Raw genomic sequence first — 20922 nt, forward strand, 5'->3', positions numbered from 1 at the left:
AACTTAGGTGACCGCTGGGTGCTCAGCACCACAGCCAGCTTATTTTTCGGCGCACACGCTCATGTCTCAGTTTCTTCAAGTTCACCCCGACAACCCTCAACCCCGTTTGCTCAAACAAGCTGTCAAGTTGTTGCAAAGTGGCGGCATCGTGGCCGTGCCAACCGACTCAAGCTATGCCTTGGTCTGCCAACTTGACGACAAAGAAGCGGTCGAACACATGCGCCGCATTCGCCAAGTGGATGACAAACACCACCTCACTTTGATGTGCCGCGATTTGTCCGAACTAGCGAACTACGCCAAAGTGGACAACCGCCAATACCGCTTGCTCAAAGCGGCCACGCCAGGGGCTTACACCTTTATCTTAGAAGCCACCAAAGAAGTGCCGCGCCGCGTCAGCCACCCGCAGCGCAAAACCATTGGACTGCGCGTGCCGCTGAACAAAACCCTGCTCGATTTGCTTGAACTCCACGGCGCACCGCTGCTGGCCACCACGCTCATCGCCCCCGGCGAGACCCACCCCATGAACGACGCCGAGGAAATTCGCGACCGTTTTGAGCACGATCTTGCCGCCGTGATTGACGCCGGCGCTTGCCCGCTAGAACCCACCACCGTGGTAGACCTCACGCCCATGGACGGCGGAGGTGACCCCGAGGTGATTCGCCGAGGGCGCGGCCCGCTGAGCACATTGGGCCTGTGAACGGCTGAGCGCCTAGCCAAGCTATGCTGAATGCGACAATGATGCTGTGAATTTTTCTGAGCTGATTCAAACCGTCCTGATCTATGCCTTGCCCGTGGTGTTTGCCATCACGCTGCACGAGGCTGCACACGGCTACGTGGCTCACAAACTGGGTGACGACACCGCTTGGATGTTAGGCCGCGTGACGCTCAACCCCATCCCACACATCGACCCTATAGGTACGATTGCATTGCCTGCACTGCTCTACTTCGCCTCTGGCGGCAACTTTTTATTTGGCTACGCTCGCCCTGTGCCGGTCCGTTTTGGCAATTTAAACCACCCCAAACGCGACATGATTTGGGTCGCGTTTGCGGGCCCAGCCATCAACTTCTTGCAAGCTTTGGCTTGGTTGTTAGCCTTTTATCTGATGAAGCATTTCGGCGTGACCGAAACCTATTTTTTGAAGATGTGTTTGGCGGGGGTCGTGGTGAACGTGTCGATGTTTGTGTTCAACCTGTTTCCACTGCCGCCGCTCGATGGTGGCCGCGTGCTGGTGGGCTTGCTGCCTTGGCGTGCGGCGGTTTGGCTGTCCAAGGTTGAGCCTTATGGCATTTACATTGTGCTGGCACTGGTCGTCTTCAAACAACTTGACACCATCTGGATGGGGCCTTTGATGAAGTGGACTGTGTTCGCTTTGTCGCTCTTGCTGACGCCCTTTGAATTTATATTGCACCCCTGATTTAGAAAAAGTAAGCACGATATGAAAGAACGCGTTCTCTCTGGCATGCGCCCCACGGGTGCTTTGCATTTGGGCCACTACCACGGCGCTTTGAAAAACTGGGTGCGTTTGCAATCCGAGATGGACTGCTACTACTTCGTGGCCGACTGGCACGCCCTGACCACACACTACGAAAACCGTGAAGTGATCGAGAAGAACGTCTACGAAATGGTGATCGACTGGCTGGCTGCTGGGCTTGACCCCAACGCTTGCACCCTCTTTTTGCAAAGCCGCATTCCCGAGCATGCCGAGTTGTTCACCCTCTTGGCCATGGGCACACCGCTGGGCTGGTTAGAGCGCGTACCCACCTACAAAGACCAGCAAGAAAAACTCAAGGACAAAGACTTGTCCACCTACGGTTTCTTGGGCTACCCCCTGCTGCAAGCAGCAGACATCTTGATTTACAAAGCCAAGTATGTACCCGTGGGCGAAGACCAAGCCAGCCACGTAGAGCTGACGCGCGAAGCCGCTCGGCGCTTTAACCACCTGTATGGCCGCGAAATCAACGCAGAAGAAAAAATACAAGCGTCTCTGGCCAAGTTGTCCAAAGACAGCATCAAGCGTTTTGAAAAGTCACGCAAAGCCTATCAAGAAACGGGCGACGCCAAAGCCATGGAAGGCGCGCTGGGCTTCATCGCCTCTTCACCCGAGCTCGACGTGCAAGACCGCGAGCGCTTAGAGGGCTACTTCAAAGGCACGGGCAAGGTCATCTTGACCGAGCCACACGCTCTGCTGACCGACGCCAGCAAGCTGCCAGGCCTTGACGGCGCGAAAATGAGCAAGAGCTATAACAACTCGATTGCCATGCGCGAAGACCGCGCCACGATTGAGCAAAAGGTCAAGCGCATGCCCACCGACCCCGCACGCCAAAAACGCACAGATGCGGGCAACCCCGACAAATGCCCCGTGTGGCAGTTCCACCTCGTCTACAGCGATGCAGGCCAACGTGAGTGGGTGGCGCAAGGCTGCAAGACAGCGGGCATTGGCTGCTTAGACTGCAAACAACCCATCATTGACGCCATTCTGCGCGAGCAGCAACCCATGCTTGAACGGGCCGAGCCGTACATCACAAACCCCAAGATTGTTCGTGATATCGTGGACGCAGGTACTGAAAAAGCTCGCAAAACAGCCCGTGAGACTATGCGAGAAGTCCGGTCCGCAATGGGGCTAAACTACTAATATTGATTCAGGAGTAATAAAAATGAGTATGTACATCATTGATGACCATCCTTTGGTACGCCAAGCCATTGCCATGTTGCTGCGTCGCATGCGTCCCGCATCGAAAGTCATCGAACTGGAAAAGTTCAGCGAATTACAAGCGGCCATCATCAAAAACGGTGAGCCTGCTTTGTTTGTGCTCGATTTGTTGTTGCCTGGCGTCAAAGGCACATCAGCGGTCAAAGACATCAAGACTATGTACGCCAACGTTCCTTTGGCTGTGATTTCTTCTATGCCTGCAGGTGAGGCGGAAGAGACATGCATCGAAGCCGGGGCAGATATTTATATCGAAAAGTCCTCACCGGCTAATGAAATTTCATTAGCCATCCAAGGTTTGTTTGCTGCCGAGAACGGCGACGAAGAAGCTATTGCCGTTGGCGAGACCAAACTGTCCAAGCGCCAAAAGCAGCTCATCGTCATGCTCGACCGTGGTTTGAGCAACCGCGATATTGCCGCTGAGTTGGATATCAGCGAACACACAGTGAAAGTTCACTTGTGGCGCCTGTTCCGTCGTTTGGACGTGAAGAGCCGTACCCAGACCTTGCACTTTGCTCGCATGAACGGACTGCTGTAATTCAGCGGACACCCAAACAAAAAGCCCCGGAGTTTTGAAGACTGCGGGGCTTTTTTAATGCGCGATCACCACATCACTGCGGTGTGGATTGCAAGGTGTCTCGCACCATCAAGTTCAGGCCTTTGCTCCCAAGCTTCACAGGGGTCAGGCTGACGCCGTAGTCACCAGGCTGAGCCATAGCTTGGCCGCTCTTTGAAATACGCACACGCACCGTGACCTCGGCCATGCCCGATAGCTTGGCACTGGGGTTCATGGCGGTGCTGTCGTCCAGCACAAAGTCAAAGGGGAGTTTGTCGGCCGTGGTGCGCACAATGGCCACGGGCATGCGCGAGCCCGCCACAGGTGTGGCATAAACAAACACGGTGTCGGTGGGCGCAACCAAGCCTTGCAACTCTTTGATCAAGGTCACGCGGCCGCTGATGCTGCCGGCAGCCATGGCGGCTTTGCTGGCTTGCAGCTCGGATGCCTTTGCCGCACGCGGCGGGATGGCTGGTAAACCCATCTTATTGCGCGCTTCGGCAATGGCACGGTCTAGCTCGGGCGCATCGGGCGAATCGGCGGAAACCACTTCGCGGGCACGTTCCCAGTAGCGCAAAGCAGTTGTGAAGTTCATCTCGGCATACGACGCACTGCCGGCTAAGAACAAGGCATTGAGGTGAAGTGGGTCAGCCGTGAGGACGCGTTGAATGATGGCCCAAGGCTCTCCCGCAAAACTACCGCCATTTTTTTGCGCCAGCACCTCGGCTCGTTCAATCGACAGGTTGTCATCGCGGCTCAGTGCCAGGGCTTTGGCGTAGGCTTCGGCAGACTCTTCAAAACGGTCACGCGCACGCTGAACGCGCCCCAGCATGACCCAACCGTCCATGTTGTTGGGTTCATCTTGTAGACGGCGCGTGAGCGCAGTGGCCATTTCAGTCAGCTTTTCTGGCGTGACCTCGGCAGATGAATCCACACCTTGTTTCAGCGCCATCGGATCCAGCGCGGCAGGCTCGCCCAACACGCTGTACATAAGCATGGACGACACGGGCACCACAAACACCAGCAGGCCAATGGCCAACCAAGGCTTGCGCCAAAGCAACTTGCCGGACGCAGCAGGTGTCACAGGCGCAGAAGTCAAACCCTCGGCACCTACGTCGACCAATAAACGTTGCGACAGCTCATCACGCGCGGCTTTAAGCTCTTCGTAGTTCAGGTTACCCATCACAAATTCGCGGTCGAGCTCGGCCATTTGGTCACGGTAAACGGCTGCGTTGGCTAGGGCGGGGTTGTTGGCAGCGTCGTTTTGCTGCGACGCCATGCGCGCTCCCTGTTGAGAGCCTCGCCACAGTGCCACGCTCAACGCACCCATCACCACGGCCATCATGGCTACGGCTGAGAAAATAAAAACAAGTGGGGGATTCACATCAACCTTTCAACAGTTGCTTGGCGCGTTTGCGCTCGTCGTCGCTCATGGCCTCAGGCGCAGCCAGTGCACGGCGTTGACGCAAATACATACCGAGGAAGATGACGGCGATCACCAGCAACACAAATGGGCCAAACCACAACACCCAGGTGAGCGGTTTGACCTCAGGGTTGTACAACACAAAGTCGCCATAACGGGAGACGAGGAAGTCTTTGATCTCTCGGTCGGACTTGCCCGAGCGAAGCAGCTCACGCACTTCGCTGCGCAAGTCGTCGGCCAACTCGGCACGAGAAGATGCCAATGATTCGTTTTGGCACACCATGCAGCGCAGCTCATGCGAGAGCTCATCTAATCGCGCTTCAAGCTTGGGGTCTTCGGACATGAGCATGGCCTCACGACCCGTGCTCACAGACGCAAACAAAACGAGGCTAAGCGTCAACACGGCATTCAGGATCACACGTTTCATGACTTGTTCAACTCCGAAATCAGGGGCAAAATTTTCTCGGCCAACAAGGCTGGCGTGACAGCGCCCACAAACTTGTAGCGAATCACCCCGCCCTTGTCGATGACATAGGTTTCGGGCACGCCGTAAACGCCGTAGTTGATGCCCACACGACCATCGAGGTCCATGACCGTGGTGACGTAGGGGTTGCCATGACGCTTCAGCCAAACTTGGCTGCGCTCACGTGCAAGCTTGAGTTTGTCGTCAAACGGCGCTTTGTAGGCTGGGTCTTGAGGCTGAATTTCCTTGTAGCTCAGACCCACGATGGGTACTTGGGTTTTTTCAGAAAACGCCACCAACACGGGGTGTTCTTCGCGACACGCCACACACCAAGTGGCCCACACATTGAGCATCCACACTTGGCCTTGCAAGTCGATGGGAGAAAACTTGTTGTCGCCTTTGTCTAAGGTGAACAAAGTGAAGTGCGGCGCAGGCTTGCCAACCAAGGGGGAAGGAATGTCACGCGGGTCGCGCTTCAGGCCCACGGCCAAGAACACCACCAAAGCGACGAACAAGACCAACGGGATGAACACCTTTTTCATTTGCGGTATCTCCGGTCAAGGGCGGCCAACACGCCGCCCAACACCATCAGCAACACACCGCCCCACAACCACGGCACAAAGGGCTTGTAATACACCCGCATGCTCCACTCGGTGCGAGCGTCATTCAGCGGTTCGCCCAGCGACACATACAAATCGCGCATGAAGCCCGAGTCAATGCCCGCTTCTGTCATAGCCATGGCCGATGAGAAGTAGCGACGTTTTTCTGGCTGCAAAATTTCTATGACCTTGTCGTTGCGCAGCACTTCCACATCGGCGCGAACCGCTTTGTAGTTGGGGCCAAGCACTTCGTCAAGCGAGTTCAAGCGGAAGGTATAGGGCGCGATGGTCACCACGTCGCCAATTTGCATGCGCACATCGCGCTCCACCTCGTAGCACTTCACGCCCGTGATACCAATGACCAACACCGCCATACCTAAATGGGCCGTGTGTTGCCCCCAAAACGATGCGCCAATGCGACCCGGCTTGCCCAGACGCTCAATGACTTGCTGGCCCATACCCAAAGCCACCCAGCAACCCAGAAACAAACCAAACGCTGCGCCCATGGACCAACCGCCCAACACAAACGGCAGGAGCAGACCCAAGGCCAACGCCCCCGCAAAGGTCCAACGCAGTTTGTGTGCAATCTCACGCACATTGGCATCGCGCCAACGCGCCACCGAGCCGGGCACCATCAAAAACACCGTGGGCACAAGCAGCGGCGCAAACACCGCATTGAAATAAGGCGGCCCCACCGACAACTTGCCCATGTTTAGCGCATCAATGATGAGCGGGTAAATCGTGCCCAACAACACCGCTGCCGTGGCCACCACCAGCAACACGCTGTTGGCCAACAAAAACGACTCTCGCGATACGAGCTCCATGCGGCCACCCAAGGCCACACGCGGTGCGCGCCAAGCAAACAGCGTGAGCGACGCACCCACCACCACGGCCAAGAATACCAAAATAAACACACCACGCTTGGGGTCAGACGCAAACGCATGGACCGAAGTCAACACACCCGATCGCACAAGGAACGTGCCCAGCAGCGACAAAGAGAACGCTGCAATCGCCAACAAAACTGTCCATGCTTTGAAGCTGCCGCGCTTCTCAGTCACCATCAAGGAGTGAATCAGCGCCGTGGACACCAACCAAGGCATGAGCGACGCGTTTTCTACCGGATCCCAAAACCACCAGCCGCCCCAGCCGAGTTCGTAATACGCCCACCAAGAACCCAGGCCAATGCCAAAGGTGAGGAAGGTCCAAGCCACCACCGTCCAAGGGCGCGACCAGCGAGCCCATGCTGCATCCAAGCGGCCACTCATCAAAGCAGACACCGCAAACGCAAACGCCACGGCCATGCCCACATAACCCATGTAGAGCATGGGCGGGTGAATCACCAAGCCGGGGTCTTGCAACAAGGGGTTTAAATCCTTGCCGTCCAAGGCCGCGGGCAACAAGCGGTCAAATGGGTTGGAGGTGAGCAAGATGAACAACAAGAAGCCCACCGAGATCAAGCCCAACACGCCAATCACACGCGCCACCATGTCGAGTGGCAAGCTGCGTGAGAACACCGCCACCGCCACCGACCACAAGGCAAGCATCAGCACCCACAGCAAGAGCGAACCTTCGTGGCCGCCCCACACCGCAGCGAATTGGTAAGGCTTGGGCAGCAACGAGTTGGAATGTTGCGACACGTACAGCACCGAGAAATCGTTGTTCAAGAACGAAGTGGCCAGCGCGCCAAACGCAAACGCCACCAACGCAAACTGCAACGCGGCCGTCGGGCGCGCCAGCGATTGCAAAGTGACCTGCATCTGTGGCTGGCGCACCAAAGTGCCTGCGATGGGCAGCACGCCTTGCATCACCGCCACCAAGGCGGCAAGCATAAGTGCGAAATTACCGAGTTCTGGAATCATGGGTTGCCCTTGGTGTTCGGCTGTTCTAAGGATTTAGCGGCTTTGGCCGCAGCGGCTTGGTCCATCGCGTGTTGGGCTTCGGGTGGCATGTAGTTTTCATCGTGCTTGGCCAAAACTTCGCTAGCCACAAATAAACCATCGGTGCCCAACTTACCTTGCGACACCACGCCCTTGCCTTCTTTGAACAAATCGGGCAACAGGCCCACATAGCTCACGGGCATTTCGTTGACGGTGTCGGTGATGACAAAGCGCACGGTGTTGCCATCGCGCACCAAACTGCCCTCTTTCACCATGCCGCCCGCGCGAAAGGTACGCCCCTTGGGCGCTTCGCCATTGCTGACCTGCGTGGGCGTGAAGAAAAACACCAAATTGCTTTGGAAAGCATTCAGTACAAAAGCCGCTGCCGCGCACAACACCACAATGCCAACGGCTATCAGTGCAAATCGTTTGGTTCTTGGTTTCATCACATCAATTCTTCAACAGGTAATTGAGCCACTGCTTGCTCGGCTTTCAATTGATTCAACACTGCGCGGTGCGCCCAGCGGGCTTGCCACACTTCCAGCGCCATCAGCAAAGCCGTCACACCCACGCTGCCCCACACATACACGGCATAGCCGCCCATGGCCCAAAACTGGCTCCAGCTTTCCCATCTCATGCCTTCACCTCTTCGAGTTGGTGCACCCAAGTGGCATGGCTCTCGCGCTGCACGATCAGGGTGCGCACACGGTACAACACCAGCGCCACGGTATAAAACCAAAACGCCAGCGCCATCAGCAACATGCCCCACAACATGACCTCGGCCATGCTCGAGCCTTTGGTCATCGACACAGACGCACCTTGGTGCAAGGTGTTCCACCACTTCACCGAGAAATAAATGATGGGTACGTTGATCGCGCCCACGATGGCAATGAGGGCCCCAGCACGGTCGCTACGGCGCGTGTCGTCAATGGCAGACGTCAAGGCGATGTAGCCGAGGTAGAGGAAAAACAAAATCAACTCAGAGGTCAGGCGCGCATCCCACACCCACCAAGTGCCCCACATGGGCTTGCCCCAAAGTGCCCCTGTCCAGAGCGACAGAAATGCAAACAAGGCGCCGGTGGGGGCCAGGGCGCGGGTCATCATGCCCGACAAGCGGGTGTTGAAGGTCAGGCCCAACACGCTCCAAAAGGCCATGGCCAGGTAAATAACCATCGACATCCAACTGACGGGCACATGCACGAAGATGATGCGGTAGCCCTCACCTTGCTGAAAATCAGCGGGCGCGACGGCAAAGCCAAGCCACATACCCGCCAACATAAGCGCGGTGGCCAACACGGCAAACCAGGGCCAAGCACGTCCTGCAAAACCATAAAAGGTCTGTGGCGCAGCGTAGTGAAACCAATTGATACTTTTCATTCCAACGCGATCCTTAAAGCAGCTGCACATGCAAACGGGCTAAAAAATGCCGCAGGCAACAGCATGGCCATCAAAATCGACAAGTGCGCCTCTGCACCCAAACCACTGGCTTGCGCTTCTACAGCGCCTGCACCAAACACCAACACAGGGATAAACAAAGGCAACACCAACAGCGACAACAGCACCCCACCGCCACGCACGCCCAAAGTCAATGCAGCGCCAATACCACCCACCAAAGACAACACCGGCGTACCCAACAACAGGGCCAACGTGAGGGTGACCAAAGCATCCGATGAGAGGTCAAATTGCAACCCTAAAACTGGCGCCAATAATACCAACGGCACTCCTGACACCAACCAATGCGCCAAGAGTTTGGCACTGATCAGTAAGGACATTGGCGTGGGCGACAAAGCCATTTGCTCCAGCGTACCGTCGCGGTAATCGGCCTCAAACAAACGCTGCAAAGCCAGCATGCTCGACAGCAGCGCACCCACCCACAAGACACCGGGGGCCACGAGGCGTAACGTATTGAGCTCAGGGCCAATACCCAGCGGAAACAGCGCCGCCACCACGACAAAGAAAAACACCGCCGTCAGCACCTCGCTCTTGCGGCGCATCGCCAGCAGCAAGTCGCGCCGCAGCACAGCCATAAAAGCGCTGCCGCTCATGCCAGGCCTCTCAATCGGTAGGTTTGCACATCCATTGGCGAGCCGTTGGCAGGGGTAAGCACCACCGGCTGATGGCTGGTGAACAACACCATGCCGCCGTTGACCACATGCTCGGCCAACAGGCCGCGCAGACCGTCGACGGCTTTGGCATCCAACGCCACAAAGGGCTCGTCCAGCACCCACAGCGGGGCTTGGCTAGCCAGCAAACGTGCCAGCGCAGTGCGGCGCTTTTGGCCTTGCGACATAACACGCAGCGGCAAATGCTCGCGCCCGCGCAGCCCCATGCGGGCCAAGGCCACCAAGGCCTGTGCCTCGCTGAGTGATCGGCCCGACACCGCGGCATCTGACATGAGATTTTCTAAAGCCGTAAGCTCTTCTTTGAGCGACAAGCCGTGGCCCAAATAAAACAAGGCCGAGCGAAACGCCGCAGCGTTGTGTTGAATGGTTTTGTCGTGCCAACACACCTCGCCCGCATCGGCGGGTGACAAGCCGCAGACGATGCGCAGCAAGCTGGTTTTGCCCACGCCGTTGTCACCCTCAAGGTGCAAAGCTTGGCCCGCTTGCAACTCAAAGCTGACGTCGGCAAACAGTGGCTTGTTGCCACGGCTGCAGGAAAGGTGGGACACGCGCAGCATGGGTTAAATGAAGGTGCCAGCGCAAGTCAGCACTTGACCGCCCGTGCCTATTTTGAAACGCGCAATGCCCGCGCTGCGCGTGGTGTTGACACCACCAAGGTCAAGCGTGCGCACGCCGCGCTCGCGCAACTCTTGCATGGCGCGCCACAGGATAAGGTTGTGTGCGTTTTGCTCACGGCCTACATCGCCGCTCCAACCCACTTGGTAGGTGGCAGCCTTGCCATGAATCAAAAACATCATGCCCGCCACACGGTCACGACCCACATCGGCACGAACGGTCAAAATGGTTTGGGTGGGTTGTTGGCGCGAGGGCACATACAAATCAAAAAAGTGCAAGGGCAATCCGTGCAAACCACGTTGCTCGCGCTGCTGCATCTCGGCATCTAAAAGCCAGCGGTATTGCCCCGCATTGGTGCCGACGCGGTGGATGGTCAAATCTGCCTCTTCAGCGCGCGCCAAGCTATAACGCCAACGTCCGTCAAGCTGAGCGCGCAACACTTCTAACTCAGGCGAAAGGTCCAGCACCACGGTGCTGTGGCCCGTCATCACGCGGCGCCAACGGGACAAGCCCAGCCCTGGGCTTTGCGCCTCGTGGGGCGTGACAGCCACGACGCGCAAGTTTTTCAAGGGCATGGTTTGCTTCAAGGCTTTGTAGACCAGCGCTTTGTCAGTGCCCGACAAAGGCTGCAACCACACTGGGCCTAAGGAGCACAAAGCCATATTGGCCAAGCCGCCAACAAATCGGCGCACGATAAATTGGGCTAGGGCCACGGGTGCGCCGTCTTGCGACACAAAGGCACGCAACACGCCTACGCCCAATGTCTTCATGCATGCGCCGTAGGCCCAGTCTTGCTGCAGGGGCGCAGCGGCGGCGGCATGGTGCGCGTCCCACTCGGGATAGCTCAGGGTGTCCCAGTTGACTTTCATGCGCCTAAAATCTCCGCACCATGTTGAACAAACTTCGCCTTCGCCGCCAAGCTCAGACCGTGATGGGCCACCGCTTGGAAGAACCCCGCCTCACGCTGGTGTTGGTGCTGTGGGTGTTTGTTTACGCAGGCTTGCCCCTGCTGGCCATCAGCAGCTTGGTGGACGTGCTGATTCAACAAATCACGGGCAGTTGCACCGGTTTTTGGTGCTGGTTTTAAACACTGAAGCATTGCTGTCTTCACAGCCCTAACGGGGGGCGCTGCAAGGCCCCGTGATGTTGACGCGCACTTTTTTGCCCAGGTAGGTAGTGTCGGTGAAGGCGGTCACGATCACCGTGGCTTGCGCGATACGAATCTCTGACTCTGCACCCGACACCTTGTGTTTGCGAAACGCGCCCATTTCTTTGGCCGTGGTTAAATTTTTGCCATTGAACTCTTCTGTGCTTAAGCTGTTGGCGATCAACACATAAGGCTCGGGCCCATTCATCTTCAGAAAGATGTTGCTACCCAAGGATTGAATTTCAATCACCACTTTTTGCGGCTTGAGCTTGAGGTCCTCCATGGCAGGGATGGCACCCTCCACCTCGCAAGGCATTTTGAAAGTTTGGGCAAATGCGGTGCTTGAGAACACCGCCATACATAACAGCGTGGCTTTCAGCAAACGGGCGAGGTTCTTAGTCATAGCACCCATTCTATGAAGACTCAGACGGTGCATCGGTCTTGCGATGCCCAAGGCGTTGGGCGCGGTAAATTCCCGAATGGCCCGAGCACATGTAGCTCATCACACACGCTAACGCGGCAAACACCCCAATCTCCGCACCAAACAGCTCCATGGCCATCAGGGTGGAGGCAATGGGCGTGTTGGCGGCTCCCGCAAAAACCGCCACAAAACCCACAGCCGCCAGCAAAGGGAATGGCACATCCAACAACGGCGCCAAGGCATTGCCCAAGGTCGCGCCGATATAGAACAAAGGTGTGACCTCGCCCCCTTTAAAGCCAGAGCCCAGCGAAGCGATGGTGAACACCATCTTGCCCAAAAAGTCAGTGGGCGCGAGTGGGTGGGCAAATGCTTCCACCATCACTGGAATACCTAGGCCGATGTAGCGGTCAAAGCTACCCCACATCACCACAGTTGCAATCACCGCGCCGCCCAGCAAGGGGCGCAAGGGCGCATAGGCTATGCGCTTTGCCATCCAAGCACTCAGCGCGTGTGTGCCGTCGGCAAACAACTTGCCCGTCAACCCAAATACAGCACCCGCCAAAACCATGGCTACCAACAGCCAAGCGGTGATGCCAGGCATCACCCCCGCCATGTAATGCGTGTGTTGCACGCCCCACCACAAACCCACTTGATCGGCCAGCACCGCCGCAATCAAGCAAGGTAGCAAAGCATTTAGGCGCATGCGGCCCATGGCCAGCACCTCTAGCGCAAACACAGCGCCCGCCAAAGGCGTGCCAAACACAGAAGCAAAGCCAGCGCTGATGCCGGCCATCAACACCATACGACGGTCCGACGTGTTGAGCCTGAAAAGCTTCGTCAACTGATCGGCCAACGCCCCACCCATTTGCACCGCCGTGCCTTCGCGGCCCACCGAAGCGCCAAACAAATGCGAAATCACTGTGCCACCCAACACCAAAGGGGCCATGCGCAGGGGTACTACTTTTTTGGGGTCGTGAATTTCGTCAATCAGCAAGTTGTTGCCAGCCTCCACTTGCTGGCCAAACTTCAAATACAACCAGCCCACCAGAAAGCCCGCCACGGGCAAGCCCCAAATCAGCCATCGTTTGGCTTCGCGGGTGTGAGTGGCCCAGTCGAGCGCAAACAGAAACAGGGCTGATGCTGAGCCAGCCAGGGCGGCCACCAACGTTGCTAAAGCCACCCACTTTGCCAAGTAACGCAGGATTTTTAGCTTGGAAGATTGCTCAAGATGCGGCATCTGTCACCCTATTTATCCTTCTTATTGTTAAGGCGTTTATTTGATCGTAAATCGTACGGTCATAGTCTTGCCGCCAACGTTGCTCAGCGCAGCGACGAGTTTGTCACCTTTACCAAGCTTGACGCCCATGACGCGCAGTGTGTTGCCCCCTGCTTCTTTGATGTCGGTTTCAGTCTTGTTGCTGCCTTGCAAAACGGTGAGCTTGCCAGTAATGCCTTTGGTGACCATTGGTTTCTCATGGTCCATCAAATAAATCGTGGCGCCATCGGCCTGGGCTACCAACTCAAAGCTCAGGTCATTGACCATCTGCACGATACCGCCATGCTGGGGCTTGGCATCACCGTGGGCCAATACTGGATTCATGCTCAGGCAAGAAATGGCCAAACTAGCCACTGAAATCAAATACTTCATCTTCATATCTCTTAACTCCTTGTAGGGCGTGATGCGCTTGAAGGCGGCACCACCAAGCCTGTAGCTCAACTCGTCAAAACGCATCGTGCTCGGGTCGCTGCAGATCCTCTTCGGTGCTGCTTGGATTCAAAAGCCGATCCGTCGCCGCGGCTCCGAAGCGCCAGAATAGCAGCGGTGTAAGCAAGGTGTCCAAAAGCGTGGAACTGATCAAACCACCAAAAATAACCACCGCGACGGGGTGCAGAATCTCCTTACCCGGCGCATCACCGGCCATCAACAACGGCGTCAACGCAAAGGCCGCCACCAACGCTGTCATGAGCACTGGTGTCAGCCGCTCGATTGATCCGCGCACGATCATGCCTTGGCTGAAGGTCTCTCCCTCAAAACGGCACAGATTGATGTAATGACTGATTTTTAAGATGCCGTTACGCGTGGCAATACCCGCCAAGGTAATAAAGCCCACCATCGTTGCTACCGACAGCGTCACGCCCGCCAGCCACATCGCGACAACGCTTCCAATCAATGCAAGCGGAATGTTGGCCATGATGATGCCCGCCAGCACCGCCGAGCGATAACGCGAGTAAAGCACTAGGAACATAAGCGCCAACGACACCAGCGACAAGCCCACGATCTGGCCGGTCGCCTGCTCCTGCGCTTGAAATTGACCTTCTAGGTTGATGAAGCTGCCGCTTGGGAGCGCTGTGGCAGCAATGGCTTTGCGGATGTCTGCAACGATGCGGCCCATGTCGGAGCCATCGCTGTTGGCATAAACGACGATACGCCGACGGCCATTTTCGCGACCAATCTGGTTGGGGCCATCAGATTCCGTCACCGTGGCGAAACTCGAAACGGGCAAGCGTCCTGCCGGCGTATCTACCAGCGTGCGAGCCAGATCCTGCGGACTGCGCTTGTCGTCGGGCAGTCGCAACACCAAGTCGTAGCGCTTGGCACCATCCACAATTTGCGAGCCGTGAGCACCGTCCGTCAATGCCTTCAGGATGCGCAGTGCTTCACCCGGCGCCAGACCTGTCTGCGCGAGACGCTGTAGGTCAAGCCGAACCACGATCTGTGGAATCAGTACCTGCTTCTCAACAGTCAGGTCCACCAAGCCAGGAATGGTGGCCAGCTGGCTGCGCATCTGCTCGGCCAGCCCGCGCAAGGTGTCGGTGTCGTCGCCGTAAATCTTGACCGCAATTTGCGCCCGAACGCCGGAGAGCAGGTGATCCAACCTATGCGAAATCGGCTGACCAATCGCCACTTGCGCGGGCAATACAACCAGTTGGGCGCGGATGCGGGCCATCACTTGCTCGCGATCGACCGGCTTGCCATCGCGAATCAAGTCCACGTCAATCTCGGTCGAGTGCACACCCTCGGCATGCTCATCAAGTTCAGCTCGACCCGTACGCCGACCCACCTGACTGACGCCAGGCACCTGACCGATCAGTTGTTCGGCCACCGCCCCCATGCGGTTGGCCTCGGCCAGCGAAGTGCCCGGGTTGAACAACAGAGACAACACCAGCGAACCCTCGTTGAAAGCCGGCAGAAAAGCGCGTGGAAAAAAGGGCACACTGGCGGCGGCCAAAGCAACGGCAACAACTGCGCCAGTGATCAGGACCCGCGCACGCGGAAAGGACCAGTCCAGCAACCTTCGGTCCCAAGCCTTCAGGCGCGTCACAAGGGGGCTATCCCCGTGTCCCAGCTGTTTCATTTTGGGAAGCAGGTAACTGCACAAGACCGGGGTCACTGTCATGGAGACCGCCATCGACGCCAAGATGGAGACGATGTAAGCAATACCCAGCGGTGCGAACAGACGGCCTTCAATGCCTGGCAACGAGAACAAAGGTACGAACACCAGCACAACGATCACTGTGGCGTACACAATGCCTGAGCGCACCTCAACGCTAGCTTGCTGTACGACCGCCATCACCGAACGCGGCTGAGCTAGAGCCCGGTTCTCTTTGAGCCGACGCAAAATGTTTTCGACGTCTACCACGGCATCGTCGACCAACTCACCAATCGCAATCGCTAAGCCCCCCAGCGTCATGACGTTGATCGACTGGTCCAGCCAGCGAAAGACCAAGGCCGTGACCGCCAGCGACAGTGGAATGGCGATCAAGGAAATCAGCGTAGTGCGAACAGACAATAAAAACGCAAACAGCACGATGGCCACAATCACCGCGCCGTCGCGCAGCGCCTCCGTCACATTGCCAACTGAAGCCTTGATGAAATCAGCCTGCCGAAACAGCACCTGGGGTTTGGCCAACCCCTGTGGCAGGCCAGCTTGCAGGTCACCCAAGGCTTGCTCAATTTGCTTGCTGAGCTTGACCGTATCGGCCGCAGGCTGCTTTTGCACACTCAAAATCACAGCAGGCTGCCCTTGGTAACCCGCATCGCCACGCTTGAGGCCAGCAGCGAAGCGTACTTGAGCGACTTGCTGCAGCAACACGGGTCGACCTTCCTTCCAAGCCACGGCTATGCCTTGTAAGTCCTCCAGCCGCTGGGTACGGCCCATGTGACGAATGAGGTATTCCCGACTGTTCAGGTCTATGAATCCACCCCCAGCATTGCCGGCATATCCGCGTAGGGCCTGCTCGACTTGGCTCAGTGAAATGCCCAGTTGAGCCATTCGTGCCGGATCGGGCTCCACACGCAGCTGGCGTACCTCGCCGCCGATGGGAATGACCTGGGATACACCAGCGATACCAAGTAAGCGAGGCCGCAATACAAAGTCGGCGTATTCACGAGCCTGCATGGGCGTGGCAGCGCCCTCGCCGCCTTGCAGCGGCAATGCAATCAGCATGACCTCGCCCATGATGGACGAGACGGGGCCCATAACGGGCGTGATGTCGGCAGGCAGTTGACTGCGCAGCTGAGCCAATCGCTCGGCGACCAACTGGCGATTGCGGTAAATGTCAGTGCCCCAGTCAAATTCGGCATACACGACCGAGAGGCCAATGCCTGAGGTGGAGCGCACCCGGGTGACACCGGGCATACCGTTGAGAGCCGTCTCGATGGGAAAACTCACCAGTTGCTCGACCTCTTCCGGGGCCATGCCGCCTGCTTCAGTCAGCACCGTCACGAGCGGTTTGTTGAGGTCGGGGAACACATCGACCGGTGTGCGCCAAGCGGTCAATGCCCCATAAACCATGAGCAAAGCAGCAAAGGCCAGGACGAATAGCCGGTTGCGCAGGCTGTATTGAACGATCCAATTGAACATGATGCTTAGTCTCCGTTCAGCGAATCTGCGCGACCAGCGCCGCGCCTTGCACCAACACACGGTTGTCAGCAGCCAGTCCTTGGGTGATCAATACCGTCACAGCGTCCAGCGGCTGTACCTGCACCGGCTGCGGCATGAAGCGCTCAGCGCCCGTCTTGATCCAGACGATGGGTTCGTTCGACGGGCTGCGCACGACAGCAGACGCCGGTAAAACGATGCCCTTGCGCCGCTCCTTTAGCGCCGCGACCACTGTCACGGGTTGACCGACTGCGAGAGGTGATGCACCAGCAGCTACCGAAACTCTAAAGTTAAGTGGCAATACGCCGTCACGCAAGTAGCGGGCAGCGCCTACCAGCTGCAACTTAATGCCCTCGATCCCAGCCAGATAGGCCACGCCCAAGCGACCGCCAAGCGACACATCGGGAGTGCTAGCCTCCACCATCAGATGCGCAGGATCAACGACCTCGATCAACACCTCGCGTGTGTCCACGATCTGGCCCGCCTTCACATCGGCACGTGCAATCACACCCGAAACCGGCGCGCGCAAGGGCTCACGCGCATCCAAACTCGCTGCAATGCGCTGCTCGCGCTCAGTTAGTGACTGGACATCAATGCGTGCAGCGTCGATATCCTTTCGAGGCACAGTGCCTTCGAGAGACTCCAACCGGCGCAGGCGCTGTTCAGCCAAATCTCGCGCAGCCTTTAACTCTGCGCGCTGCGATTGTTGTGCGGCCAAGGCAAACGGATCGGCATGATGACGCACCCAAACCAGCACCTCGCCTTGCTTGACTGTTTGACCCGCCATAGGCAATCCACGCGGCCCAGGCTCAACACGTCCGCCATGGGTGGCTTGCACTTGACCACTTGCATTGGGGTCTGCCACGACTCGGCCAGGCAACTGAATGGTCGCGGCGGCCTCGGACTCGGGGGCTATTTGGGTGCGAAGCCCCATACGCCTTTGTGCAAGCTTGGGTACATTCACGCTGCCATCTGCTAAGCGGGCTAGCCCACCGGCAGCTGAAGATGTTGCTTGATCCAAGTGTTCGCCATTCGGGCCGTGAGCGCCAGGACCCGCCCAAACAGAAAAGGCACTGACCATCGACAAAATCGCTACTAGCGCACCAAAGTAAGACAGACGTTTCATACTCGACCTCCTTCGGAGAACTGACGCTGACGTTTTTTGTGCACAAGCGCGGCTGCAATGCCCAGCAGCGCAAAAATAATCAATGCACCAAGAACCCACCACGCCCAATGAATGCCGTGCTCATGATCGGCCGAGAACGTGGGCACCTGCAACACGCCATCAAGCAAGTCGCTGTCCTCGCCCGCAAGCACAGTAATTACAAGAGGATGCTCACCCGGTGAAGAGAGCTTTTTGAGCATGGCCGGGTCATCGATCGAGTAATCGCCGATATCTTCGTGAAATTTAGCCTGCGCCTTCAGACCGCCTGACTCGACCTCAACCTGCGCCCTTAGCACCGGCTCATTAGTCGCAAAGCGGTCAATCAAAATAGACAACTCGCCACCGGTCAGCGTTGCAACCAGTTCGAAGAGATCAGACCTGGCTTCAATTTGAAGGCTTGCCCGCGTGGCGTTGGCGTTGCCCATTGTTGGCGAATCCAAGTGCTCGCCGTTAGGGCCATGTGCGCCGGGCCCGGCCCAAGTGATTACAGGCATCAGCGCCAACAGGCTGACTGTCAAGCCTGTCGAAACCAATCTGGAAATAAACGTATAAATCATGGCAATAGTCCCAAAGCTTGTTCAAGGCGAGCAATCGCCGTTTGATGGTTTATGTGTTGACGCGCCGCGCCACTCTCGGCGCTGGCAGCTGCGGCTATGGCACGCAGCATTTCGGGTAGCGCCGTTTCACCGGCACGGAAGGACTTGTCAATCAAACGGGCCCGTTCGCCCAGCAATTGCACGCGCTCTCGTTCCGCTTGCAGTTGGACCTGACTCAGGTCTAGTTGGTTTTGCGCCAGCTCCAGTTCGGCCGTTAAGCGCTCGCGCGTTCGCTGCGCTTGGGTTTGTGCCATGTCCAGTTCACCGAGCGCCGCAGCGATGCGCGGCTGCTGGTAGACCTGTCCACCCACAGGCACTCGCAGCGCCACCACCACACTGCTTTGCGAACTTGAGCCTTGCCCCGGGTACTCTTGTCGCATACCCAATGTCAGTTGTGGCGAATCAGGGCGCTGAACTCGCGCCAGGTCTGCCCGACGCTGGCCTAAGTCCAAGGTTGCGCTTGCGAGAACGAGTTCGGGGTGGTTGTCCGGCAATTGCGCCAAGGCAGGGACGACACTCGTCTGCAATTTCATAGGAGCAAGGCCCGTGAGCAAGTGCCATTGGGATTTCTGCACACCCAAGGCTTGACGCGCTGCACTAGCTTGCGCCTGGGCCGCAAGCCACTCAGCCCGCGCTGCAAGTGCATCGGAGGGGGCAAGATCGCCTGCACGCATTCGTCTTTCTACATCCTGCGTCAATTGGCCTAAGACTTGGACCTGCCGTTCCACTTGCTGCAATTCGACTTCGGCCAGATTCAAGGCGCCAATTGCCTCGCGCAGCCGCCCTGCCAAGCGTAAGCGCTCGACCTGTTCAGTGACTTGAACCCAACCCGACTGAGATTGGGCTGCCTGCTCTCCAGCGGAACGCTGTCCGAGCCGCCAAAGGGGAAACGCCATCCCAAGCTCGGTCTCACGACTTCCGGCAGGCGCACCTGCGCGCGCCTCGCGTTGGCCCATGCTCACGGCAGGTGTTGCAGCCAACCAGCTTTGACTGACGGCCAAATCAGCCTGAGCGCGGGCAAAACGACCGCGTGATTCGGATACCTCCAATGAACGCAGCCAAGCAGCCTCGAGCGCTTGGTTGAGCGTAAGAATGCCCGCCGCAGCGTTGGACGAGGCTTGCGTAGTTTGTTGCGCCCGCATTGGCATTGAAGCACCGAGAGCCATGCATAGCAGCACGCAAGGCATTAAACCGAGCGACGGCTGCCATGGCTGACGCCATGTCATTTTTTTCATCATATTGATCGACTATTTACGCCCGGTCACATTGCGCCAAATACAGGCGCAGCGAAAGGGGCGGAACCAAAAAAGCACTGCGCAAGTTCAAGCGCAGGCACGGCCGAAAGTCAGGCCCTTGGTTTCGGGGGGCGATCGAGTCCGCCGGGCAGCAGTTGGCCCCTGGAGAAGAAACGCTCTACAAAGAGGTAATAAGTGCCCGCCAGCAAAGGTAAAGAACATTGCGGGGTAGGCAAGGCCGAAGAAAACTGGGAGGCGTCAGACAGGCAATGCGCAGTTGATGCCGAGGAGTTGTCTTGATGAAAGTCTTCGGCGTGGTCGTCATGATGATGGGCAACACCTTGGAAGTGAAGCAACTCGTGCTGCTCTTGCTCTTCGTGGGCCACAACCGCACCGAAACCTGCAAAGGCCAGCGACTGCCAGCCCATGCATAGGATTAAAAGAACAGTTCGTAATTTCACAGCCATAACCTCCAATATAACGGTTTTTACCATTGGATAAATAATGAACCCAAGTAGATAAAACATGACTTTAAAAATGTACTCAATGACTCTCAAAAGGCGATCACTGCTTTTAAGTTTGCTTGCAATGAGCTCTGGTTCTATCGCAGTGGCACCAAATCCTGTGCCAGTCAAAGTTTGGAAGGATCCGAACTGCGGTTGCTGCAAAGACTGGATTGATCATTTACAGAAAAATAATTTCTTAGTCAAAGTCATGGACCAAGGAAATACCGCTGCGCGTGCAAGGCTGGGCATGCCACAGACGTTTGGGTCATGCCACACCGCACTTATCGAGGGTTATGTGATTGAAGGTCATGTGCCAGCCTCAGATATCCAACTTCTTCTCAAAGAGAAACCACAAGCTTTAGGTTTAGCTGTTCCTGGAATGCCGATTGGTTCTCCGGGAATGGATGGCCCTGCCTATGGTGGCAAGCGTGACGCTTACCAAGTTTTACTGATCCACAAGGACGGGACATCCAGGGTTTTTCGTGCCTACAAACCATCAACTACTGCATAAGTGAGCTTCACTAGCCGCTTCAAATGGTGAGCCTTTGTTGCTCTGCCACCTTAAATCCGCCGTATGTTTTGGCATGTACAAATGAAAGACGCCC

General features: G+C 57.1%; 24 protein-coding genes. 6 read left to right on the top strand and 18 right to left on the bottom strand.

What is annotated here, in order from left to right; genetic code table 11:
• Positions 1-61: 61 nt before the first annotated feature.
• The 4 genes from ABWP81_RS07420 to ABWP81_RS07435 are packed head-to-tail and all read left to right on the top strand — an operon-like array spanning position 62 to position 3246.
• On the top strand, positions 62-697 hold the full coding sequence (locus ABWP81_RS07420) for an L-threonylcarbamoyladenylate synthase (protein WP_353140746.1): 636 nt from the start codon (positions 62-64) through the stop codon (positions 695-697).
• Between the two features lie 46 nt (positions 698-743).
• On the top strand, positions 744-1415 hold the full coding sequence (locus ABWP81_RS07425) for a site-2 protease family protein (RefSeq protein ID WP_353140748.1): 672 nt from the start codon (positions 744-746) through the stop codon (positions 1413-1415).
• 21 nt (positions 1416-1436) lie between these two features.
• The gene (locus ABWP81_RS07430) at positions 1437-2633 is read left to right on the top strand and encodes a tryptophan--tRNA ligase (RefSeq protein ID WP_353131524.1); all 1197 of its coding nucleotides are present in this window, start codon (positions 1437-1439) and stop codon (positions 2631-2633) included.
• Positions 2634-2655: 22 nt separating this feature from the next.
• Positions 2656-3246, top strand: coding sequence for a response regulator transcription factor (locus ABWP81_RS07435; protein WP_353140750.1), 591 nt, complete (start codon positions 2656-2658; stop codon positions 3244-3246).
• Between the two features lie 73 nt (positions 3247-3319).
• On the opposite strand, the gene ccmI is transcribed toward ABWP81_RS07435, so the two are convergent.
• Genes ccmI through ABWP81_RS07485 form a run of 10 tightly spaced genes read right to left on the bottom strand, consistent with a single transcriptional unit; the run spans position 3320 to position 11233 of the window.
• Complete coding sequence (gene ccmI, locus ABWP81_RS07440; protein ID WP_353140752.1) at positions 3320-4648, bottom strand: c-type cytochrome biogenesis protein CcmI; 1329 nt, start codon at positions 4646-4648, stop codon at positions 3320-3322.
• A 1-nt stretch (position 4649) separates the two neighbouring features.
• Complete coding sequence (locus ABWP81_RS07445) at positions 4650-5114, bottom strand: cytochrome c-type biogenesis protein (RefSeq protein WP_353131527.1); 465 nt, start codon at positions 5112-5114, stop codon at positions 4650-4652.
• Positions 5111-5692, bottom strand: coding sequence for a DsbE family thiol:disulfide interchange protein (locus ABWP81_RS07450; protein ID WP_353140754.1), 582 nt, complete (start codon positions 5690-5692; stop codon positions 5111-5113). Before ABWP81_RS07450 ends, ABWP81_RS07445 begins: the two co-directional genes overlap by 4 nt.
• The gene (locus ABWP81_RS07455) at positions 5689-7608 is read right to left on the bottom strand and encodes a heme lyase CcmF/NrfE family subunit (protein WP_353131529.1); all 1920 of its coding nucleotides are present in this window, start codon (positions 7606-7608) and stop codon (positions 5689-5691) included. Before ABWP81_RS07455 ends, ABWP81_RS07450 begins: the two co-directional genes overlap by 4 nt.
• Positions 7605-8072 (bottom strand): cytochrome c maturation protein CcmE, encoded by a 468-nt coding sequence (gene ccmE / locus ABWP81_RS07460; RefSeq protein ID WP_353131530.1) that lies wholly within the window; start codon positions 8070-8072, stop codon positions 7605-7607. Before ccmE ends, ABWP81_RS07455 begins: the two co-directional genes overlap by 4 nt.
• Complete coding sequence (gene ccmD, locus ABWP81_RS07465; RefSeq protein WP_353131531.1) at positions 8072-8263, bottom strand: heme exporter protein CcmD; 192 nt, start codon at positions 8261-8263, stop codon at positions 8072-8074. The genes ccmE and ccmD overlap by 1 nt, the downstream gene beginning before the upstream one ends.
• On the bottom strand, positions 8260-9003 hold the full coding sequence (gene ccmC / locus ABWP81_RS07470) for a heme ABC transporter permease CcmC (RefSeq protein ID WP_353140756.1): 744 nt from the start codon (positions 9001-9003) through the stop codon (positions 8260-8262). The genes ccmD and ccmC overlap by 4 nt, the downstream gene beginning before the upstream one ends.
• Positions 9000-9671, bottom strand: coding sequence for a heme exporter protein CcmB (ccmB, locus tag ABWP81_RS07475; RefSeq protein ID WP_353140758.1), 672 nt, complete (start codon positions 9669-9671; stop codon positions 9000-9002). Before ccmB ends, ccmC begins: the two co-directional genes overlap by 4 nt.
• On the bottom strand, positions 9668-10306 hold the full coding sequence (ccmA, locus tag ABWP81_RS07480; protein WP_353131534.1) for a cytochrome c biogenesis heme-transporting ATPase CcmA: 639 nt from the start codon (positions 10304-10306) through the stop codon (positions 9668-9670). Before ccmA ends, ccmB begins: the two co-directional genes overlap by 4 nt.
• A 3-nt stretch (positions 10307-10309) precedes the next feature.
• Positions 10310-11233: a GNAT family N-acetyltransferase gene (locus ABWP81_RS07485; RefSeq protein ID WP_353140760.1), complete on the bottom strand. Its 924-nt coding sequence runs from the start codon at positions 11231-11233 to the stop codon at positions 10310-10312.
• A 20-nt stretch (positions 11234-11253) separates the two neighbouring features.
• On the opposite strand from ABWP81_RS07485, the gene ABWP81_RS07490 reads away from it, so the two are divergent.
• Positions 11254-11451 (top strand): hypothetical protein, encoded by a 198-nt coding sequence (locus ABWP81_RS07490; protein WP_353131536.1) that lies wholly within the window; start codon positions 11254-11256, stop codon positions 11449-11451.
• A 28-nt stretch (positions 11452-11479) separates the two neighbouring features.
• On the opposite strand, the gene ABWP81_RS07495 is transcribed toward ABWP81_RS07490, so the two are convergent.
• From ABWP81_RS07495 to ABWP81_RS07530, 8 genes are all read right to left on the bottom strand, one after another.
• A complete protein-coding gene (locus ABWP81_RS07495; protein ID WP_353140762.1) occupies positions 11480-11914 on the bottom strand; it encodes a hypothetical protein in 435 nt (144 codons plus the stop codon).
• A 10-nt stretch (positions 11915-11924) separates the two neighbouring features.
• Complete coding sequence (locus tag ABWP81_RS07500) at positions 11925-13169, bottom strand: voltage-gated chloride channel family protein (protein WP_353140763.1); 1245 nt, start codon at positions 13167-13169, stop codon at positions 11925-11927.
• 36 nt (positions 13170-13205) lie between these two features.
• Entirely contained in the window at positions 13206-13586 is a 381-nt protein-coding gene (locus tag ABWP81_RS07505; RefSeq protein WP_353140765.1) for a hypothetical protein, read from the bottom strand.
• A gap of 67 nt (positions 13587-13653) precedes the next feature.
• Positions 13654-16797, bottom strand: a complete 3144-nt coding sequence (locus ABWP81_RS07510) for an efflux RND transporter permease subunit (protein ID WP_353140767.1) — start codon at positions 16795-16797, stop codon at positions 13654-13656.
• Positions 16798-16813: 16 nt separating this feature from the next.
• Entirely contained in the window at positions 16814-17941 is a 1128-nt protein-coding gene (locus ABWP81_RS07515; RefSeq protein WP_353140768.1) for an efflux RND transporter periplasmic adaptor subunit, read from the bottom strand.
• The gene (locus ABWP81_RS07520) at positions 17938-18537 is read right to left on the bottom strand and encodes a hypothetical protein (protein WP_353140770.1); all 600 of its coding nucleotides are present in this window, start codon (positions 18535-18537) and stop codon (positions 17938-17940) included. The genes ABWP81_RS07515 and ABWP81_RS07520 overlap by 4 nt, the downstream gene beginning before the upstream one ends.
• Positions 18534-19742, bottom strand: coding sequence for a TolC family protein (locus ABWP81_RS07525; RefSeq protein ID WP_353140772.1), 1209 nt, complete (start codon positions 19740-19742; stop codon positions 18534-18536). The genes ABWP81_RS07520 and ABWP81_RS07525 overlap by 4 nt, the downstream gene beginning before the upstream one ends.
• A 179-nt stretch (positions 19743-19921) precedes the next feature.
• Positions 19922-20338, bottom strand: a complete 417-nt coding sequence (locus ABWP81_RS07530; protein ID WP_353140774.1) for a hypothetical protein — start codon at positions 20336-20338, stop codon at positions 19922-19924.
• On the opposite strand from ABWP81_RS07530, the gene ABWP81_RS07535 reads away from it, so the two are divergent.
• Positions 20337-20828: a DUF411 domain-containing protein gene (locus tag ABWP81_RS07535; RefSeq protein WP_353140776.1), complete on the top strand. Its 492-nt coding sequence runs from the start codon at positions 20337-20339 to the stop codon at positions 20826-20828. The genes ABWP81_RS07530 and ABWP81_RS07535 overlap by 2 nt on opposite strands.
• The last annotated feature ends 94 nt before the right edge of the window (positions 20829-20922 follow it).

It is taken from the genome of Limnohabitans sp. (genome assembly GCF_040401135.1).
Lineage (GTDB): Bacteria > Pseudomonadota > Gammaproteobacteria > Burkholderiales > Burkholderiaceae_C > Limnohabitans.

What these genes read in the sequence shown, in the direction of transcription:
- ABWP81_RS07535 (WP_353140776.1), top strand. Translation starts at nt 20,337, where the DNA reads ATGACTTTAAAAATGTACTCAATGACTCTCAAAAGGCGATCACTGCTT.
- ABWP81_RS07455 (WP_353131529.1), bottom strand. Translation starts at nt 7,608, where the DNA reads ATGATTCCAGAACTCGGTAATTTCGCACTTATGCTTGCCGCCTTGGTG.
- ABWP81_RS07505 (WP_353140765.1), bottom strand. Translation starts at nt 13,586, where the DNA reads ATGAAGATGAAGTATTTGATTTCAGTGGCTAGTTTGGCCATTTCTTGC.
- ABWP81_RS07445 (WP_353131527.1), bottom strand. Translation starts at nt 5,114, where the DNA reads ATGAAACGTGTGATCCTGAATGCCGTGTTGACGCTTAGCCTCGTTTTG.
- ccmE (WP_353131530.1), bottom strand. Translation starts at nt 8,072, where the DNA reads ATGAAACCAAGAACCAAACGATTTGCACTGATAGCCGTTGGCATTGTG.
- ABWP81_RS07495 (WP_353140762.1), bottom strand. Translation starts at nt 11,914, where the DNA reads ATGACTAAGAACCTCGCCCGTTTGCTGAAAGCCACGCTGTTATGTATG.
- ABWP81_RS07420 (WP_353140746.1), top strand. Translation starts at nt 62, where the DNA reads ATGTCTCAGTTTCTTCAAGTTCACCCCGACAACCCTCAACCCCGTTTG.
- ABWP81_RS07435 (WP_353140750.1), top strand. Translation starts at nt 2,656, where the DNA reads ATGAGTATGTACATCATTGATGACCATCCTTTGGTACGCCAAGCCATT.
- ccmC (WP_353140756.1), bottom strand. Translation starts at nt 9,003, where the DNA reads ATGAAAAGTATCAATTGGTTTCACTACGCTGCGCCACAGACCTTTTAT.
- ABWP81_RS07430 (WP_353131524.1), top strand. Translation starts at nt 1,437, where the DNA reads ATGAAAGAACGCGTTCTCTCTGGCATGCGCCCCACGGGTGCTTTGCAT.
- ccmA (WP_353131534.1), bottom strand. Translation starts at nt 10,306, where the DNA reads ATGCTGCGCGTGTCCCACCTTTCCTGCAGCCGTGGCAACAAGCCACTG.
- ABWP81_RS07515 (WP_353140768.1), bottom strand. Translation starts at nt 17,941, where the DNA reads ATGAAACGTCTGTCTTACTTTGGTGCGCTAGTAGCGATTTTGTCGATG.
- ABWP81_RS07530 (WP_353140774.1), bottom strand. Translation starts at nt 20,338, where the DNA reads ATGTTTTATCTACTTGGGTTCATTATTTATCCAATGGTAAAAACCGTT.
- ABWP81_RS07490 (WP_353131536.1), top strand. Translation starts at nt 11,254, where the DNA reads ATGTTGAACAAACTTCGCCTTCGCCGCCAAGCTCAGACCGTGATGGGC.
- ABWP81_RS07510 (WP_353140767.1), bottom strand. Translation starts at nt 16,797, where the DNA reads ATGTTCAATTGGATCGTTCAATACAGCCTGCGCAACCGGCTATTCGTC.
- ABWP81_RS07520 (WP_353140770.1), bottom strand. Translation starts at nt 18,537, where the DNA reads ATGATTTATACGTTTATTTCCAGATTGGTTTCGACAGGCTTGACAGTC.
- ABWP81_RS07500 (WP_353140763.1), bottom strand. Translation starts at nt 13,169, where the DNA reads ATGCCGCATCTTGAGCAATCTTCCAAGCTAAAAATCCTGCGTTACTTG.
- ABWP81_RS07525 (WP_353140772.1), bottom strand. Translation starts at nt 19,742, where the DNA reads ATGGCTCTCGGTGCTTCAATGCCAATGCGGGCGCAACAAACTACGCAA.
- ABWP81_RS07485 (WP_353140760.1), bottom strand. Translation starts at nt 11,233, where the DNA reads ATGAAAGTCAACTGGGACACCCTGAGCTATCCCGAGTGGGACGCGCAC.
- ccmD (WP_353131531.1), bottom strand. Translation starts at nt 8,263, where the DNA reads ATGAGATGGGAAAGCTGGAGCCAGTTTTGGGCCATGGGCGGCTATGCC.
- ccmB (WP_353140758.1), bottom strand. Translation starts at nt 9,671, where the DNA reads ATGAGCGGCAGCGCTTTTATGGCTGTGCTGCGGCGCGACTTGCTGCTG.
- ABWP81_RS07450 (WP_353140754.1), bottom strand. Translation starts at nt 5,692, where the DNA reads ATGAAAAAGGTGTTCATCCCGTTGGTCTTGTTCGTCGCTTTGGTGGTG.